Source organism: Streptomyces sp. HUAS ZL42, from assembly GCF_040782645.1.
In the GTDB taxonomy this organism is placed as follows: domain Bacteria; phylum Actinomycetota; class Actinomycetes; order Streptomycetales; family Streptomycetaceae; genus Streptomyces.
The window spans coordinates 4,946,543-4,962,083 of sequence record NZ_CP160403.1; the positions used below are offsets into that span (position 1 = coordinate 4,946,543).

Genomic DNA, 15,541 nt, shown 5'->3' on the forward strand with positions numbered 1-15,541 from the left:
GCAGCCACCGGCCGTGTCCGGCTTGCGCACCCTCGTCGGGGGCGCAAGCCGAGGGTCACTCCGGCTGGTGTTCCGGCCCTCCGAAGTCCGGGCTCGTGTAGTCCGGGCTGGTGAAGCTCGGACGTGGGCCCCGGGCGGGGCCGTCGTCCGGGCTCGTGAAACCCGGGCGGTCGTAGCCGAGGGAGGGCATGCGGCCGGTGGGCGCCGGTGGCGCCGTGTGGTGCAGGGCGGCCGCCGTGCCGGGGTCGGCCAGGGCTTCCTGGAGGAAGGGCAGGATGCCGCGCTCCAGCAGGGCCTCGCGCCAGGTCTCCCTGGCCCGGGCCACCTCCTCGCCGAGGGCGCCGTACGGGCCGGTGTCGAGCGAGGGCCGGTTGCGCAGTGCCGTGAGCAGCAGCCCGACGGTGGCGACGAGGATCGCCGCCGCGGCTATGGCGCCGAACACCCATCCGGTGGTGAGCATGGTCTGGGCGAACGCCGGCTGCGGGTCGAGCATTTTCAGGATGTAGCCGACGAGCAGGAAGATCGCCGCGGCGGTTCCGGCGAGGACGGGCGCCAGGACCGCGACGAGCGGTGCGGCGCCCGCGCCGGTGGTCTCGGCGACCTCTCCCATGGTGGTGGCGAGCCCCATCGCGCCGGTGCCCGGCTCCCCGGAGCCGGATTCACGGGCGGACGACGGGGTGGACGGCGCCGGCCGGCGCAGTTCCTCGCGGACCTTCACATAGTGCTGGTACTCGGTCGCCGCGGCCGCCGTGATGAGTGCGGTGGCGTTGAGCGCCATGGTGCGCAGCTGTTCTGGGTTGAGCCGCTGTCCCACAGCGGCCAGTTCCGGGCGGTGTGGTGCGGAGCGCAGCGCCTCATCGAGGATCCGCTCGTACTCCTGGCGGTCCTCACTGTGCAGGTGCTGCGGAACGCTGTTCATGTGCATCCCCCGATGCTCCGTAGGGCTTGGGGCTCGCATGCCAACGAGCCGTCGGGCAGAAACGGAGGGGAGCCTGCTACGGATAAGCCGATGGTAGAGCGGCGACGGCACAGGTTGACAGGGGGTCACCGAAATTGGCACCTGGCCTGCGCCGTCGTGAGGGGGTTCTCCGTGGGAGACGCCTGCCCTGTGAACGTTCAGATGTCCAGCGGAAGTTGCTGGACCAGTAGCTTTCCGGCCATGGTCACTCCGCCGTCCATCGCGATGGCGAGACCGTCGGCGTACACGTGCGGCCCCTCGACCACCGGGCCGGACTCCTCTTCGCCGTCCTCGGACCCGACGTCGCCCAGCAGGTACGGGATGGGGCTGTGGCCGTGAACGATGCGGGTGCCGCCGTACGTGTCGAGCAGGGAGCGCACGGCGTCGGCGCCGCCCTCGTCGCGGAAGGAGAAGCGCTTGGTCAACTTGCGGAACAGGTCCCACACTTCGTCCGCGTCGTTGCGTGTCAGCGTCTCGCGGATGGTGTCGTTGACCGCCTCGATCGAGTCGCCGTAGTCGAGGTACGCGGTGGTGTCGGAGTGGACGAGCAGATGGCCGTCGACCTCCTCGACGGCGTCGAGGCGGGCCATCCACTGCAGGTGGTGGTCCTGGAGGCGGTCCATGTCGGTCTTCTGGCCGCCGTTCAGCAGCCAGGCCGCCTGGAAGGTGGCGGTGCCTGCGCCGGAGTTGACGGGGGTGTCGCCGAACCGCTTGGCGCCGAGCAGCAGCAGTTCGTGGTTGCCCATGAGGGCCTTGCAGTAGCCGCCGGCCGCGGCTGCCTCGGCGGACAACCGCATCACCAGGTCGATGACGCCGATGCCGTCCGGCCCGCGGTCGGTGAAGTCGCCGAGGAACCACAGCCGCGCGGTGCCGGAGCACCAGTTGCCCGCCTCGTCGATCAGGCCCTTCTCCTGCAGCGCGGCGACCAGTTCGTCGAGGTAGCCGTGCACGTCGCCGACGACGTACAGCGGACCGGAGCCGGTCGAGGGCTGCGGGTCCGGTTCGGCCGCCGGGTCGACGGTCACCTGAAGTGTGTCACCGCGGTTGATGACGGGCAGGTCGCGCCGGGTGGGCGTGTACCCCTCCGGGTGGGTCTCCTCCAGCGGCGGGGCGACGTCACCCGGGTGCGTGCTGTTGGCATACGGACCGGTCTCGTGGACATACGCCGGTACCCGGAAGTCGCGCAACGTCGCCGTCCGCTCCACCTCGGGTCCCTGACCGGCCCCCTGAGTCATCAGACCCCTCCACCATCGCGCCGCATCTGCACCGCATCGGACTGCCTGGTCGCAGCGGCCCGCGGTGTCGTGGGCCCATCATAGGAATGCGGATCGCGCCGTGTGATGACCCAGGGGTGGTGAATCGGAGCGGGACTCCACTTCACCGCGGCATTCGCCCCGATTGGGCCCGGCTTCGACCGCCCGGCGAAGCGTCCTCGTTCACTTCTCCTCGGGTGACCGGGGCGGGCTGACCGTCGTCCGGGGCAGACGTCGCTGGGACGAGGTACGCACGATCAGTTCGGTCGGTATCACCTGCTCGACCGGTTGATCCGATTCGACGCCCTCGATGGCGTCGATGAGGAGCTGGACCACCGCGGTGCCGATCCGGCGCGGTTTCAGCGAGAGGGTCGTGACGGGCGGCTCGGTGTTGGCGTACACGGTGGACTCGCTGCAGCAGACCAGCAGCAGGTCCTCCGGGACGCGTAGCCCGTAGCGGCGGGCGGCGGCGAGCAGGTCGGTGCCGTTGGGGTCGAACAGGCCGTACACGGCGTCGGGCCGGTCGGGCCGGGCGAGCAGCCGGTCGGCGGCGACGGCGCCCGCGCACGGGTCGTGGGCGGGGTAGGCCTCGTACACCGGGTCCTGGCCGACGCGCTCGCACCAGCGCAGGTACGCCGTGGTCGACAGACGGGTGTAGGTGTCGGTGGTCGTCCCCGTCAGCAGGCCGATGCGGCGTGCGCCGGCGTCGGCCAGGTGGTCGAGGATGCCGAGGACGGCGGCCTCGTGGTCGTTGTCGACCCAGGCCGTGACCGGCAGCGAGCCGGCCGGGCGGCCGTCGGAGACCACCGGTAAACCCTGCCTGACCAGTTCGCTGACGACCGGGTCCTGGTCGGACGGGTCGATGACGACCGTGCCGTCCAGGGCCACGTTCGACCACACGTCGTGGCGCGAGGTCGCGGGCAGGATGACGAGCGCGTAGCCGCGGGCGAGCGCGGCCGAGGTGGCGGCGCGCGCCATCTCGGCGAAGTACGCGAATTCGGTGAAGGTGAAAGGTTCATCCCCGTACGTCGTCACGGTCAGGCCGATGAGGCCCGACTTGCCCGTGCGGAGGGTCCGGGCCGCGGCCGAGGGGCGGTAGCCCAGCCGGTCGGCGACCTCGCGGACATGGCGTCGGGTGGCGTCCGGGAGCCGCCCCTTACCGTTGAGGGCATCGGAGACGGTCGTGATGGAGACTCCGGCGGCGGCGGCCACGTCTCTGATGCCCGCCCGGCCCGGCCGGCTTCCTCGCCTGGAGGCTTCCCCGCGGCTCACCTGGTGCTTCCCTGCTGCTGTCATGGCGAGCCGATAGTAGGGCTCATGCGGTGGGGTAGGGCGGACGCATATGCGCGCGTTGACAGACACGTTTCTGCAAGGTCATCAAGGGTCAACTGCCTTGGAATTTAAGCCAGTTGGGCGATTCAATGCTAGGACGTGGCGTGCCGACACGCATGAGCCTGCCAAGTCTCGGAAGTCTCGAAGAGGTCTCAACTCACCTTCACGGGCGATGCGCGCCACGGCGTAAGCCACCGGCGCATAGATATATGTGCAGCGCGCCCCCTGATTCGTACGCCTTCGTACGGTGATGCCCCTGATGCCAGTGGGGCTGATGAGGTTTGCTGTCTCGCCTGTACGCAGCCGCGCCGAATCCTCATAAGGTGAGAAGTATTGGAAGCCGGCGGCAGCGATGGGCCGCCGGTGGTCGCGAGGAGGACTGCGGTGAGCGAGACGAGCCCCAAGCTGCGCGCCGAGCTGGAGGGTATCCCCACCTACAAGCCGGGCAAGCCGGCCGCGGCCGGTGGCCCGGTGGCCTACAAGCTGTCCTCCAACGAGAACCCCTATCCGCCGCTGCCCGGCGTGATGGAGACCGTGACGGCGACCGCCTCGTCCTTCAACCGCTACCCGGACATGGCATGCACGGGCCTCATGAACGAGCTGTCCGAGCGCTTCGCCGTCCCGCTCTCCCACCTGTCCACCGGCACCGGCTCGGTCGGCGTCGCCCAGCAGCTGCTGCAGGCCACTTCCGGACCCGGGGACGAGGTCATCTACGCCTGGCGCTCCTTCGAGGCCTACCCGATCATCACGCAGATCAGCGGCGCCAGGTCGGTGCAGGTGCCGCTGACGCCGGGCGACGTGCACGACCTGGACGCGATGGCGGACGCGGTCACCGAGCGGACCCGGCTGATCTTCGTGTGCAACCCGAACAACCCGACGGGTACGGTCGTGAAGCGGGCCGAGCTGGAGCGGTTCCTCGACCGGGTGCCCGGCGATGTGCTGGTGGTGCTCGACGAGGCGTACCGCGAGTTCATCCGCGACCCCGAGGTGCCCGACGGCGTCGAGATCTACCGTGACCGGCCGAACGTCTGCGTGCTGCGTACGTTTTCGAAGGCGTACGGTCTTGCCGGCCTGCGCGTCGGCTTCGCGATCGCCCACGAGCCGGTCGCGGCGGCGCTGCGCAAGACGGCGGTGCCCTTCGGGGTGAGCCAGCTCGCGCAGGACGCCGCGATCGCCTCGCTGCGCGCCGAGGACGAGCTGCTCGGCCGGGTCGGTTCCCTGGTGTGCGAGCGCAATCGAGTGGTCGACGGCCTGCGGGCCCAGGGCTGGACGGTGCCCGAGACCCAGGCGAACTTCGTGTGGCTGCGGCTGGGGGAGCACACGATCTCGTTCGCGGCGGCGTGCGAGAAGGCCGGTGTCGTGGTCCGGCCGTTCCCGGGTGAGGGCGTGCGGGTGACGGTCGGGGAGAACGAGGCGAACGACATCTTCCTGAGGGTGGCGGAAGGATTCCGCAAGGAGCTGTAGCCCCCGCTCGTCGAGCGGGAACGCCCTGGGCGGGGCTCACCTGGTAGCAGGTGGGTCCCGCCGAGCCGCACCAGGGTCTACCGGTCCACAAGTACCGGGACCTGCGTCTTTTCCTTCGGGACCCCCCGCCTCTCCAGCATCGAACGAGTATGCGTCATAATTGCTTGTGAATGTGAACGCTTTCACAAGCGCGGAGTAAGGAGCGGCAGCGTGGACCTGGCTTTGGCGCCGGAGACTCTGGCGCGCTGGCAGTTCGGCATCACGACCGTCTACCACTTCCTGTTCGTCCCCCTGACGATCTCGCTGGCCGCTCTCACGGCCGGCCTGCAGACCGCCTGGGTGCGCACGGAGAAGGAGAAGTACCTCAGGGCGACCAAGTTCTGGGGCAAGCTCTTCCTGATCAACATCGCGATGGGCGTCGTCACCGGCATTGTGCAGGAGTTCCAGTTCGGCATGAACTGGTCCGACTACTCGCGCTTCGTCGGCGACATCTTCGGCGCACCGCTCGCCTTCGAGGCCCTCATCGCCTTCTTCTTCGAGTCCACCTTCATCGGCCTGTGGATCTTCGGCTGGGACAAGCTGCCCAAGAAGATCCACCTGGCCTGCATCTGGATGGTCTCGATCGGCACGATCCTGTCGGCCTACTTCATCCTCGCGGCCAACTCGTGGATGCAGCACCCGGTGGGCTATCGGATCAACGAGGAGAAGGGCCGCGCCGAACTCACCGACTTCTGGGCCGTCCTGACCCAGAACACCACGCTCAGCCAGGTCTTCCACACCCTCTCCGCGGCCTTCCTCACCGGCGGCGCCTTCATGGTCGGCATCGCCGCATTCCACCTGGCTCGCAAGAAGCACGTGCGCGAGATGAAGACCTCGCTGCGGCTGGGCCTGGTCACCGTGGTCATCGCGGGCCTGCTCACGGCGGTCAGCGGCGATGTCCTGGGCAAGGTCATGTTCAAGCAGCAGCCGATGAAGATGGCCGCCGCCGAGGCGCTGTGGGACGGCGAGGACTCCGCGCCCTTCTCGATCTTCGCGTACGGCGATGTGGAAAAGGGCCACAACAGCGTCGCGATCGAGATCCCGGGACTGCTGTCCTTCCTCGCCAACGACGACTTCACCTCGCACGTCCCCGGCATCAACGACGTCAACAAGGCCGAGCAGGAGAAGTACGGGCCGGGCGACTACCGGCCCAACATCCCGGTCACCTTCTGGGGCTTCCGCTGGATGATCGGCTTCGGCATGGCGTCCTTCGCCATCGGCCTGGCCGGACTGTGGCTGACCCGCAAGAAGTTCATGCTGCCGCAGCACCTGCGGGTGGGTGAGGACGAGGTGCCGCATCTGGTCCTGTTCAGGAACAAGGCGCTCGGCCCGAAGCTCACCACCTGGTACTGGCGGATCGCGATCTGGACCCTGGCCTTCCCGCTGATCGCCAACTCCTGGGGCTGGATCTTCACCGAGATGGGCCGCCAGCCGTGGGTCGTCTACGGCGTGCTGCAGACCCGCGACGCGGTCTCCCCCGGTGTCTCCCAGGGCGAGGTACTCACCTCGATGATCGTCTTCACGGCCCTCTACGCCATTCTCGCCGTCGTCGAGGTCAGGCTGCTCCTCAAGTACGTCAAGGCCGGCCCGCCCGAGCTCACCGAGGCCGACCTCAATCCGCCCACGAAGATCGGCGGCGACTCCCGTGACGCCGACAAGCCGATGGCCTTCTCGTACTAGGCCGAGGGAGCTGCACTGTCATGGAACTGCACGACGTCTGGTTCGTCCTGATCGCCGTCCTGTGGACCGGCTACTTCTTCCTCGAGGGCTTCGACTTCGGGGTCGGCATCCTCACCAAGCTGCTCGCCCGCGACCGGCCCGAGCGGCGGGTGCTCATCAACACCATCGGACCCGTCTGGGACGGCAACGAGGTATGGCTGCTCACAGCGGGCGGCGCGACCTTCGCCGCCTTCCCGGAGTGGTACGCCACGCTCTTCTCCGGCTTCTACCTTCCCCTCCTGATCATCCTGGTCTGCCTGATCGTCCGCGGCGTCGCCTTCGAGTACCGCGCGAAGCGGCCCGAGGAGAACTGGCAGCGCAACTGGGAGACCGCGATCTTCTGGACCTCGCTGATCCCCGCGCTCCTGTGGGGCGTGGCGTTCGGCAACATCGTGCGCGGCGTGAAGATCGACGAGCACTTCGAGTACGCCGGCAACTTCTGGGATCTGCTCAACCCGTACGCGCTCCTCGGCGGCCTGGTGACGCTGACGCTGTTCACCTTCCACGGGGCGGTGTTCACGGCGCTCAAGACCGTCGGGGACATCCGGGAGCGGGCCCGCAGGCTGGCGCTCCAGGTCGGCCTGGTGACCGCCGTGCTGGCGCTGGTCTTCCTGCTCTGGACGCAGATCGACAGCGGTGACGGTGAGAGCCTGGTCGCCCTGGTCGTCGCCGTCGCGGCACTCGTCGCGGCGCTCGTGGCCAACCAGGCGGGACGGGAAGGCTGGTCGTTCGCCCTCTCCGGCGTCACCATCGTGGCCGCCGTGGCGATGCTCTTCCTCACGCTCTTCCCGAACGTCATGCCGTCCACGCTCAATGAGGAGTGGAGCCTCACGGTCACCAACGCCTCGTCCAGCCCGTACACCCTGAAGATCATGACCTGGTGCGCGGCGGTCGCCACGCCGATCGTGCTGCTGTACCAGGGGTGGACCTACTGGGTGTTCCGGAAGCGGATCGGCACACAGCACATCGCTGAAGCAGTGCACTGAGGTGCGTTTCACGTGAAACCAATCGATCCGCGTCTGCTGCGGTACGCCCGGACCACCCGGGTCTTCCTGGGAGCGGTCGTCGCCCTGGGCGCCGTCGGAGCGCTGCTGGTCATCGCTCAGGCGATGCTCATCGCCGAGGTGGTGGTCGGCGCCTTCCAGCACGGGATGTCGGTCGGTGAACTCCGTACCCCCCTGCTGTTGCTGGTGTCGGTGGCGGGTGGCCGGGCTCTGATCGCCTGGCTCACGGAGCTCGCCGCCCACCGGGCGAGCGCCGCCGTGAAGTCGGAGCTGCGGGGGCGCTTGCTGGAGCGTGCCGCCGAGCTCGGCCCTGGCTGGCTCGCAGGGCAGCGGACCGGATCGCTGGTTGCCCTCGCCACACGGGGCGTTGACGCCCTCGACGACTACTTCTCGCGCTATCTGCCGCAGTTGGGGCTCGCGGTGGTCGTGCCGGTGGCGGTGCTGGCGCGGATCGTGACGGAGGACTGGGTGTCCGCGGCGATCATCGTCGGCACCCTTCCGCTCATCCCGGTCTTCATGATGCTGATCGGCTGGGCCACTCAGTCCCGGATGGACCGTCAGTGGCGGCTGCTGTCCCGGCTGTCCGGGCACTTCCTGGACGTCGTGGCGGGGCTGCCCACGCTGAAGGTGTTCGGGCGGGCCAAGGCGCAGGCCGAGTCGATCCGGCGCATCACCGGCGAGTACCGGCAGGCCACCATGCGCACCCTGCGCATCGCCTTCCTCTCCTCCTTCGCTCTCGAGCTGCTCTCGACGCTCTCGGTGGCCCTGGTCGCCGTGACCATCGGCATGCGGCTCGTCCACGGTGAGATGGATCTGTACATCGGCCTGGTCATCCTTGTGCTCGCGCCCGAGGCGTATCTGCCATTGCGTCAGGTGGGCGCGCAGTACCACGCGGCGGCGGAAGGGCTCGCGGCGGCCGAGGAGATCTTCGCGGTCCTGGAGACGCCTCTGCCGGAGTCGGGCACCAGGGCCGTAGCCGCCGGGAGCCTGGCCTTCGACGGGGTGACGGTTCGCTATCCCGGGCGTTCCGGGGACGCCGTGTCGGACGTGTCCTTCGCCGTCGAGCCCGGTGAGACGGTCGCCCTCGTCGGACCGAGCGGAGCCGGCAAGTCGACGCTGCTGAACGTCCTGCTGGGTTTCGTCCGGCCCGCCGGGGGCCGGGTGCGCGTCGGGGGAGTCGATCTCGCCGAGGCCGACCTGGAGCAGTGGCGGTCGCGGATCGCCTGGGTGCCGCAGCGGCCGCACCTGTACGCCGGGACGATCGCGGAGAACGTACGGCTGGCGCGTCCCGACGCCGACGACGCCGCCGTACGCCGGGCGCTGGCGGACGCCGGAGCGCTGGAGTACGTGGACGCCCTGCCCGCCGGAGTCGACACCGTGCTGGGCGAGGACGGGACCGGGCTGTCCGCCGGACAGCGGCAGCGGCTCGCGCTGGCCCGGGCGTTCCTCGCGGACCGGCCCGTACTGCTGCTCGACGAGCCGACGGCCGCGCTGGACGGGGCGACCGAGGCCGGGGTCGTGGCGGCGGTGCGGCGCTTGGCGGCCGGGCGGACGGTGCTGCTCGTGGTGCACCGGCCGGCGCTGCTGGCGGCGGCGGACCGGGTCGTGCGGCTGGAGGAGCCCGCGGTCCCTGCTGCTCACGTCGATGCCCGGACCAAGGGCCCGGAGCCACATCCAGTCGAGGCCGAAGCCCTCGGCACCTCCCCTGCCGTACCGCAGGCCCTCCGCACGACCGCCGGTGGGGTTCTCGCCCGGGTCCGCTCCATTTCCGGCGCCCGGCGCGGACGGCTCGCGCTCGCCCTGCTGCTCGGCAGTCTCGCCCTCGGCAGTGCCGTCGGGCTCATGGCCACCTCGGGGTGGCTGATCTCGCGGGCCTCGCAGCAGCCGCCCGTGCTGTATCTGATGGTGGCCGTGACGGCGACGCGGGCCTTCGGGATCGGGCGGGCCGTCTTCCGGTACGGCGAGCGGCTCGTGTCGCACGACGCCGTGCTGCGCATGCTGGCCGACACCCGAGTCGCGGTGTACCGGAGGCTGGAGCGGCTGGCACCCGCCGGACTGCGCGGGGCTCGCCGGGGCGACCTGCTCGCGCGGCTCGTCGCCGACGTGGACGCCCTGCAGGACTACTGGCTGCGCTGGCTGCTGCCCGCGGGTGCCGCAGCCGTCGTGGGCGCCGGATCCGTCGGCTTCACCGCCTGGCTGCTGCCCGAGGCCGGTGGCGTCCTCGCGGCGGGACTGCTGGCAGCGGGCGTCGGCGTCCCGTTGCTCACCGGTGCCGTCGCCCGGCGCGCCGAACGCCGGCTGGCCCCCGCCCGAGGGGTGCTCGCCACCCATGTGGCCGACCTGCTCACCGGCACCGCGGAGCTGACCGTCGCCGGTGCCCTGCCCGCCCGTACCGCCGAGGCACGGAGAGCCGATACCGCGCTCACCCGCATCGCGTCGCGGGCCGCCACCGCCACCGCGCTCGGCGACGGGCTCACCGCGCTGATCTCCGGCCTGACCGTGGCGGCCGCGGCCCTCGTCGGCGCCCAGGCGGTCGCCGCCGGCCGGCTCGGCGGCGTGGCCATGGCCGTGGTCGTCCTCACACCGCTGGCCGCCTTCGAGGCCGTCCTCGGGCTGCCGCTCGCCGCGCAGTACCGGCACCGGGTGCGCAGGAGCGCGGAGCGCGTCTTCGAGGTCCTGGACTCCCCCGAGCCCGTCCGCGAGCCCGAGCGGCCCCGGCAGGCGCCCGCGTCGCCGTTCCCGCTGGCCGTCAAGGGGCTGGCCGCCCGGCACGACGGGCAGGACCGGGACGCGCTCGCCGGGCTCGACCTGACCCTCCGGGAAGGGCGCAGGATCGCCGTGGTCGGCCCCTCCGGCTCCGGCAAGACGACGCTCGCCCAGGTGCTGCTGCGGTTCCTGGACGCGGACGCGGGCTCGTACACGCTGGGCGGCGTGGACGCGTACGCGCTGGACGGCGACGACGTACGTCGGCTCGTCGGGCTGTGCGCACAGGACGCGCACCTCTTCGACAGCTCGGTGCGCGAGAACCTGCTCCTTGCGAGGAAGGACGCGACCGAGGACGACCTGCGCCGCGCGCTCGCGCGGGCCCGGCTGCTGGATTGGGCGGACAGCCTGCCGGACGGGCTCGACACGCTGATCGGGGAGCACGGGGCCCGGCTGTCCGGCGGGCAGCGGCAGCGGCTGGCACTGGCCCGCGCGCTGCTCGCCGACTTCCCCGTCCTCGTCCTCGACGAGCCCGCCGAGCACCTCGACCTGCCCACGGCCGACGCCCTCACCGCCGACCTGCTGGCCGCCACAAAGGGCCGTACCACGTTGCTCATCACCCACCGGCTGGCCGGTCTGGAGGCCGTGGACGAAGTGATCGTGCTGGGCGAGGGCCGGGTGGTGCAGCGCGGTCCCTACGCCGAACTGGCCGCGGGGGACGGGCCGCTGCGGCGGATGGCCGAGCGGGAGAAGGCCTCGGAGGAGTTGCTGCCGGCGACGCGGTGAGGAGAACTCGGCCCGGCGCTCCGTGTCCGGGCCGGCACCGGGCCGACGAATGGGCCATCCGTGGTGGATGGTCCCCCAGGCGTACGACTTGAACAGGACCCGGGCCGCACAGCCGCGACACGATCGCTGACATGCGCTCACCTCGCCGTCATCCGCTGCTCGTTCCGGCACTGCTGTGCGCACTGGTGGTGCTCACGGCACGGCCCGCGGCAGCCGACGGGACGACCGGTGACGGTCCCGGTGGGGAAGCGAGCCTCAGCGCCCGGGTGGCGCAGCTGTACGAGGACGCGGCGGTGGCGACGCAGCAGTACGAGGCGGGCCGACGGGAGGCCGAGGCGCAGCTGGCGCGAGCCAGGCAGGCCGAGGCGCTCCTCGTTCGCGAACGGCGCGAGCTCGCCGTCCTGCACGAGGATCTGGGCCGTATCGCGCGCGCCCAGTACCGCAGCGGCGGCGGGCTCCCGCTGGCCGCGCAGATCATCCTTGCGGACGGGCCTGACGAGCTGATGCGCAATCAGCACGTCCTCTCCCAGGTGGATCTGGCCGTGAACAACGCCATCGGCAAGAGCAGCCGTGCCGAGGCCAGGCTTGCCGCGGACGAGGCGGAGGCCACGGCCGAGTGGCAGGCACTGGAGCAACGGAGCGCAGAGCTCGCCGAGAAGAAGCAGGACATCGAGAAAAAGCTCGAAGAGGCGCGGCGGCAGCTGCAGACGCAGGCCAACGCCTCCGTCACCGCCGGGGCCTGCCGCGGCGCCGTCCAGCTCGCTCAGCCGCAGACGGTCTCCACGAGCGCGTGGGTCGCGCCGGTGGAGCACTACGTCCTGTCCGCGGGATTCGGCAGCGGGGGCAAGCACTGGGCGAACCGGCACACCGGGCAGGACTTCGCGGTCCCCATCGGGACTCCCGTGCGCGCTGTCGGTGCGGGGCGCGTCGTGAGGGTCTCGTGCGGCGGCGCGTTCGGCATGGAGATCGTGATCGAGCACGCGGACGGCTACTACACGCAGTACGCCCATCTCGCCGCCGTCGCCGTCGGCCGGGGCGACCGCGTGGCCACCGGCCAGTGGATCGCGCAGTCGGGCACAAGCGGCAACTCGACCGGTCCGCACCTGCACTTCGAGGTCCGGGTCACGCCGGAGATGGGCTCGGCCGTGGACCCGGTGCCCTGGCTCGCGGCACGAGGGGTGCCGGTCCGCTAGGGCCGCGCCCATTCCGTCAGCATGCGTTCGATGACCACCGCCACCCCGTCGGCGTTGTTGGCGACCGTCCGCCCCGACGCCGCCGCGATCACGTCCGGATGTGCGTTGCCCATGGCGTACGAGCGGCCCGCCCACGTCAGCATCTCGACATCGTTCGGCATGTCGCCGAACGCGACGACCTCCTCGTGCGAGATACCGCGTTCGGCACAGCACAGGGCGAGCGTGCTGGCCTTGGAGACACCGGGGCCGCTGATCTCCAGCAGGGCGCTGGGGCTGGACCGGGTGACGTTGGCGCGGTCGTCGATGGCCAGGCGCGCCAGGGTCAGAAAAGCGTCCGGGTCGAGCGTGGGGTGGTAGGCGAGGATCTTCAGCACCGGCTCGTCGGCCCCGGGGGCGTCCGGTGCCAGGAGATCCTCGGCGGGCGCGAGGTCGTCGGGTATCTCCATGTGCATCTTCGGGTAGTCCGGCTCCTGGTAGAAGCCGTACGTCTGCTCGACCGCGTACATGGTCCCGGGTGCCGCGTCGCGCAGCAGCCGTACGGCGTCGAGCGCGTTCTCCCGTGCCAGCTCGCGCACCTTCACGAACCGGTGGGCGCCGGGACCGCCGTGCAGATCGACCACCGCCGCGCCGTTCCCGCAGATCGCCAGGCCGTGACCGTGGACGTGTTCGCTGACGACGTCCATCCAGCGGGCCGGGCGCCCCGTGACGAAGAAGACCTCGATGCCCGCCTCCTCGGCGGCGGCGAGGGCGGCGACCGTTCGCGGAGACACGGACTTGTCGTCGCGCAGCAGAGTACCGTCGAGATCGGTGGCGATCAGTCGCGGCGGGAGAGCGGCGGACGGGGTCTCGGGCTGTCGAGTCGCTGAGGTCACCCAGCCATTCTCGCGCATATGCCCGCACGGCCGTGCGGGGGTCCGCACGGATGAGGGGCTCCCGACCCATGTGCCGAGGTCGGCGCTGAGGGCACGGCGCGACGGTCAACGCAGCTGCGCGGGGGCCTCCATGGCGATCTGTTCGAAGACCTTCTCGTCCGCGGCGAAGTCCGAGCCGGGGATGGGCCAGTGCAGCACGAGCTCGGTGAAGCCCAGTTCCTGGTGCCGGCCCGCGAAATCGACGAAGGCGTCCAGGGACTCCAGCGGCCGGGCGCGGTCGGGGGTGAAACCGGTGAGGAGGATCTTGTCCAGCTCGCCGGTGTTCCGCCCGAGCTCGGCGCAGGTGTCGGCCAGCCTCTCCGCCTGCCCGCGAAGGGCATGGACGGACTGCTCGGGGGTGCCGTTCTCGTACAGCTTGGGATCGCCGGTGGTCACCCACGCCTGGCCGTACCGCGCGGCCAGCCGCAGCCCGCGGGGTCCTGTCGCGGCCACCGCGAAGGGCAGCCGGGGACGCTGTACACAGCCCGGGATGTTGCGTGCCTCGTGCGCCGAGTAGAAGTCGCCCTCGTACGACACCGAGTCCTGGGTCAGCAGCCGGTCGAGCAGCGGGACGAACTCGGCGAACCGGTCGGCCCGCTCGCGCGGGGTCCACGGCTCCTGGCCGAGAGCGGTGGCGTCGAAGCCGGTGCCGCCCGCGCCGACGCCGAGGATGACACGGCCGCCGGAGATGTCGTCCAGGGAGATCAGCTCCTTGGCGAGGTTCACCGGGTGCCGGAAGTTCGGCGAGGTCACGAGCGTGCCGAGGCGCAGACGGTCGGTGACCGAGGCGGCGGCCGTCAGCGTCGGAATCGCGCCGAACCACGGGCCGTCCCGGAAGCTGCGCCAGGACAGGTGGTCGTACGTGTACGCGGTGTGGAAGCCGAGCTGCTCGGCACGCATCCAGGTCGAACGGCCGCCCTCGTGCCAGCGGCGGTACGGGAGGATCACTGTGCTCAGACGCAGACTCATGCCTTGAGCGTATGCGGCCGAATAGGTTTCACGTGAAACGGTCACCGACGGTCAGCGCACACGGGCGCTCAGCCATGGGCTGAGGCCGACCATCGGCATGTACTCGCGGTGCGTACGGTCGCCGGGCAGAGGCACGATCAGGAAGTAGCCCGGCGGGAAGCGGCGACCCTTGACGTAGGCGAGGCCGTCGAAGACGGAGCGGAGGAAGGCGGGGACGTCGTCGCGCGGAACGTCGGGGCACTCGACGCCCTCGACGGTGATCAGTGCGTCGTCCTCCGGGTAGAGCCGCACGCTCACCCGGGGAAGTCCGCCGAACTCGGCGTAGGCCTCGTGGGGCATGGAGCCGTCCGGGTCGGTGGTGACACCGATGCCCGCGGCGGTGCGGCGCGAGGTCTGGTCGGCGCCGATGTCATGAGTCACCTCGATCTCCCGCGCGTACTCTGCGGCGATGGCCCGGAGGGCGGCGACGGCGGCCTCGGTGGTGGGAAAGTGGTCCATACCACTGATCATGCAGTGTCAGTGGCTCTCCGGGAACCTCAGGTACTGCGGCGGCACTGCCTGGGTGAGCCACACGCCGTTCGCGCTGACGTGGAAGACATGGCCGTCGCGATGCATGGCACCGGCGTCCACCGAGAGCACGACGGGGCGGCCGCGCCGGGCGCCGACTCGGGTGGCGGTCTCGCGGTCGGGCGAGAGGTGCACGTCGTGGCGGTTCATGGGGCGCAGCCCCTCGGTGCGGATCGCCTCCAGGTAGCGGGCGACGGTGCCGTGGTAGAGGTACGCCGGCGGGGCCGCCGAGGGCAGGCCGAGGTCGACTTCGATGCTGTGGCCCTGGCTGGCGCGGATCCGGGTGCCCTCGACAGCGAAGCGCTTCTTGTCGTTGTTGGCGACGACGTGGTCCAGTTCGTCGCGGGTGAAGTGGAAGCCGTGCGCCGCGCACGCCGCGATGAGCACGTCGATCTCGGCCCAGCCGGCCTCGTCGAGTTCGAGACCGATGCGTTCGGGCTGGTGGCGGAGGTGTTTCGAGAGGTACTTCGACACCTTCACGGTGCGTCTTTCGTCCATCCCTCCAGGATGCCGGGCGAGGCGTGAGTCACGCATTTTGTTTTGCCGCCGAGGTTTGATCCACAGCCAACTGTTGTTATCCACAGGCCAATTGGCAGTTCTGTGGACAACTGCCGGGAGAATCAAGGGGTTTCGTCAAGATTGG

12 protein-coding genes are annotated in these 15,541 nt (G+C 70.5%); 5 read left to right on the forward strand and 7 right to left on the reverse strand.

What is annotated here, in order from left to right; genetic code table 11:
• Positions 1-55: 55 nt before the first annotated feature.
• From ABZO29_RS22710 to ABZO29_RS22720, 3 genes are all read right to left on the reverse strand, one after another.
• Positions 56-925 (reverse strand): hypothetical protein, encoded by an 870-nt coding sequence (locus ABZO29_RS22710; protein ID WP_367322026.1) that lies wholly within the window; start codon positions 923-925, stop codon positions 56-58.
• Positions 926-1,116: 191 nt separating this feature from the next.
• Positions 1,117-2,193: a metallophosphoesterase gene (locus tag ABZO29_RS22715; RefSeq protein ID WP_367322027.1), complete on the reverse strand. Its 1,077-nt coding sequence runs from the start codon at positions 2,191-2,193 to the stop codon at positions 1,117-1,119.
• Between the two features lie 201 nt (positions 2,194-2,394).
• Positions 2,395-3,507: a LacI family DNA-binding transcriptional regulator gene (locus ABZO29_RS22720; protein ID WP_367322028.1), complete on the reverse strand. Its 1,113-nt coding sequence runs from the start codon at positions 3,505-3,507 to the stop codon at positions 2,395-2,397.
• 420 nt (positions 3,508-3,927) lie between these two features.
• Between ABZO29_RS22720 and hisC the strand changes: the two genes are divergently transcribed.
• The 5 genes from hisC (at position 3,928) to ABZO29_RS22745 (ending at position 12,451) form a co-directional block, all read left to right on the forward strand.
• Complete coding sequence (gene hisC / locus ABZO29_RS22725) at positions 3,928-5,007, forward strand: histidinol-phosphate transaminase (protein ID WP_367322029.1); 1,080 nt, start codon at positions 3,928-3,930, stop codon at positions 5,005-5,007.
• A gap of 210 nt (positions 5,008-5,217) precedes the next feature.
• Positions 5,218-6,726: a cytochrome ubiquinol oxidase subunit I gene (locus ABZO29_RS22730; protein WP_367322030.1), complete on the forward strand. Its 1,509-nt coding sequence runs from the start codon at positions 5,218-5,220 to the stop codon at positions 6,724-6,726.
• 20 nt (positions 6,727-6,746) lie between these two features.
• Positions 6,747-7,751: a cytochrome d ubiquinol oxidase subunit II gene (gene cydB / locus ABZO29_RS22735; protein WP_367322031.1), complete on the forward strand. Its 1,005-nt coding sequence runs from the start codon at positions 6,747-6,749 to the stop codon at positions 7,749-7,751.
• Positions 7,752-7,763: 12 nt separating this feature from the next.
• Positions 7,764-11,258 carry a thiol reductant ABC exporter subunit CydD gene (gene cydD, locus ABZO29_RS22740; protein ID WP_367322032.1) on the forward strand — a complete coding sequence of 1,165 codons (3,495 nt, stop codon included), beginning with the start codon at positions 7,764-7,766 and terminating at the stop codon, positions 11,256-11,258.
• A 131-nt stretch (positions 11,259-11,389) separates the two neighbouring features.
• Complete coding sequence (locus tag ABZO29_RS22745) at positions 11,390-12,451, forward strand: peptidoglycan DD-metalloendopeptidase family protein (protein ID WP_367322033.1); 1,062 nt, start codon at positions 11,390-11,392, stop codon at positions 12,449-12,451.
• Here ABZO29_RS22745 and ABZO29_RS22750 read toward each other — a convergent pair.
• The 4 genes from ABZO29_RS22750 to ABZO29_RS22765 all read right to left on the reverse strand — a co-directional run bounded on the left by ABZO29_RS22750 (position 12,448) and on the right by ABZO29_RS22765 (position 15,396).
• Positions 12,448-13,341, reverse strand: a complete 894-nt coding sequence (locus ABZO29_RS22750) for a Cof-type HAD-IIB family hydrolase (RefSeq protein WP_367322034.1) — start codon at positions 13,339-13,341, stop codon at positions 12,448-12,450. The two genes, ABZO29_RS22745 and ABZO29_RS22750, sit on opposite strands and share 4 nt — an antisense overlap.
• A gap of 87 nt (positions 13,342-13,428) precedes the next feature.
• Complete coding sequence (locus tag ABZO29_RS22755; protein ID WP_367322035.1) at positions 13,429-14,331, reverse strand: LLM class flavin-dependent oxidoreductase; 903 nt, start codon at positions 14,329-14,331, stop codon at positions 13,429-13,431.
• Positions 14,332-14,382: 51 nt separating this feature from the next.
• A complete protein-coding gene (locus ABZO29_RS22760; RefSeq protein WP_367322036.1) occupies positions 14,383-14,829 on the reverse strand; it encodes a hypothetical protein in 447 nt (148 codons plus the stop codon).
• Between the two features lie 18 nt (positions 14,830-14,847).
• Positions 14,848-15,396: an RNA 2'-phosphotransferase gene (locus ABZO29_RS22765; protein ID WP_367322037.1), complete on the reverse strand. Its 549-nt coding sequence runs from the start codon at positions 15,394-15,396 to the stop codon at positions 14,848-14,850.
• Positions 15,397-15,541 lie beyond the last annotated feature (145 nt).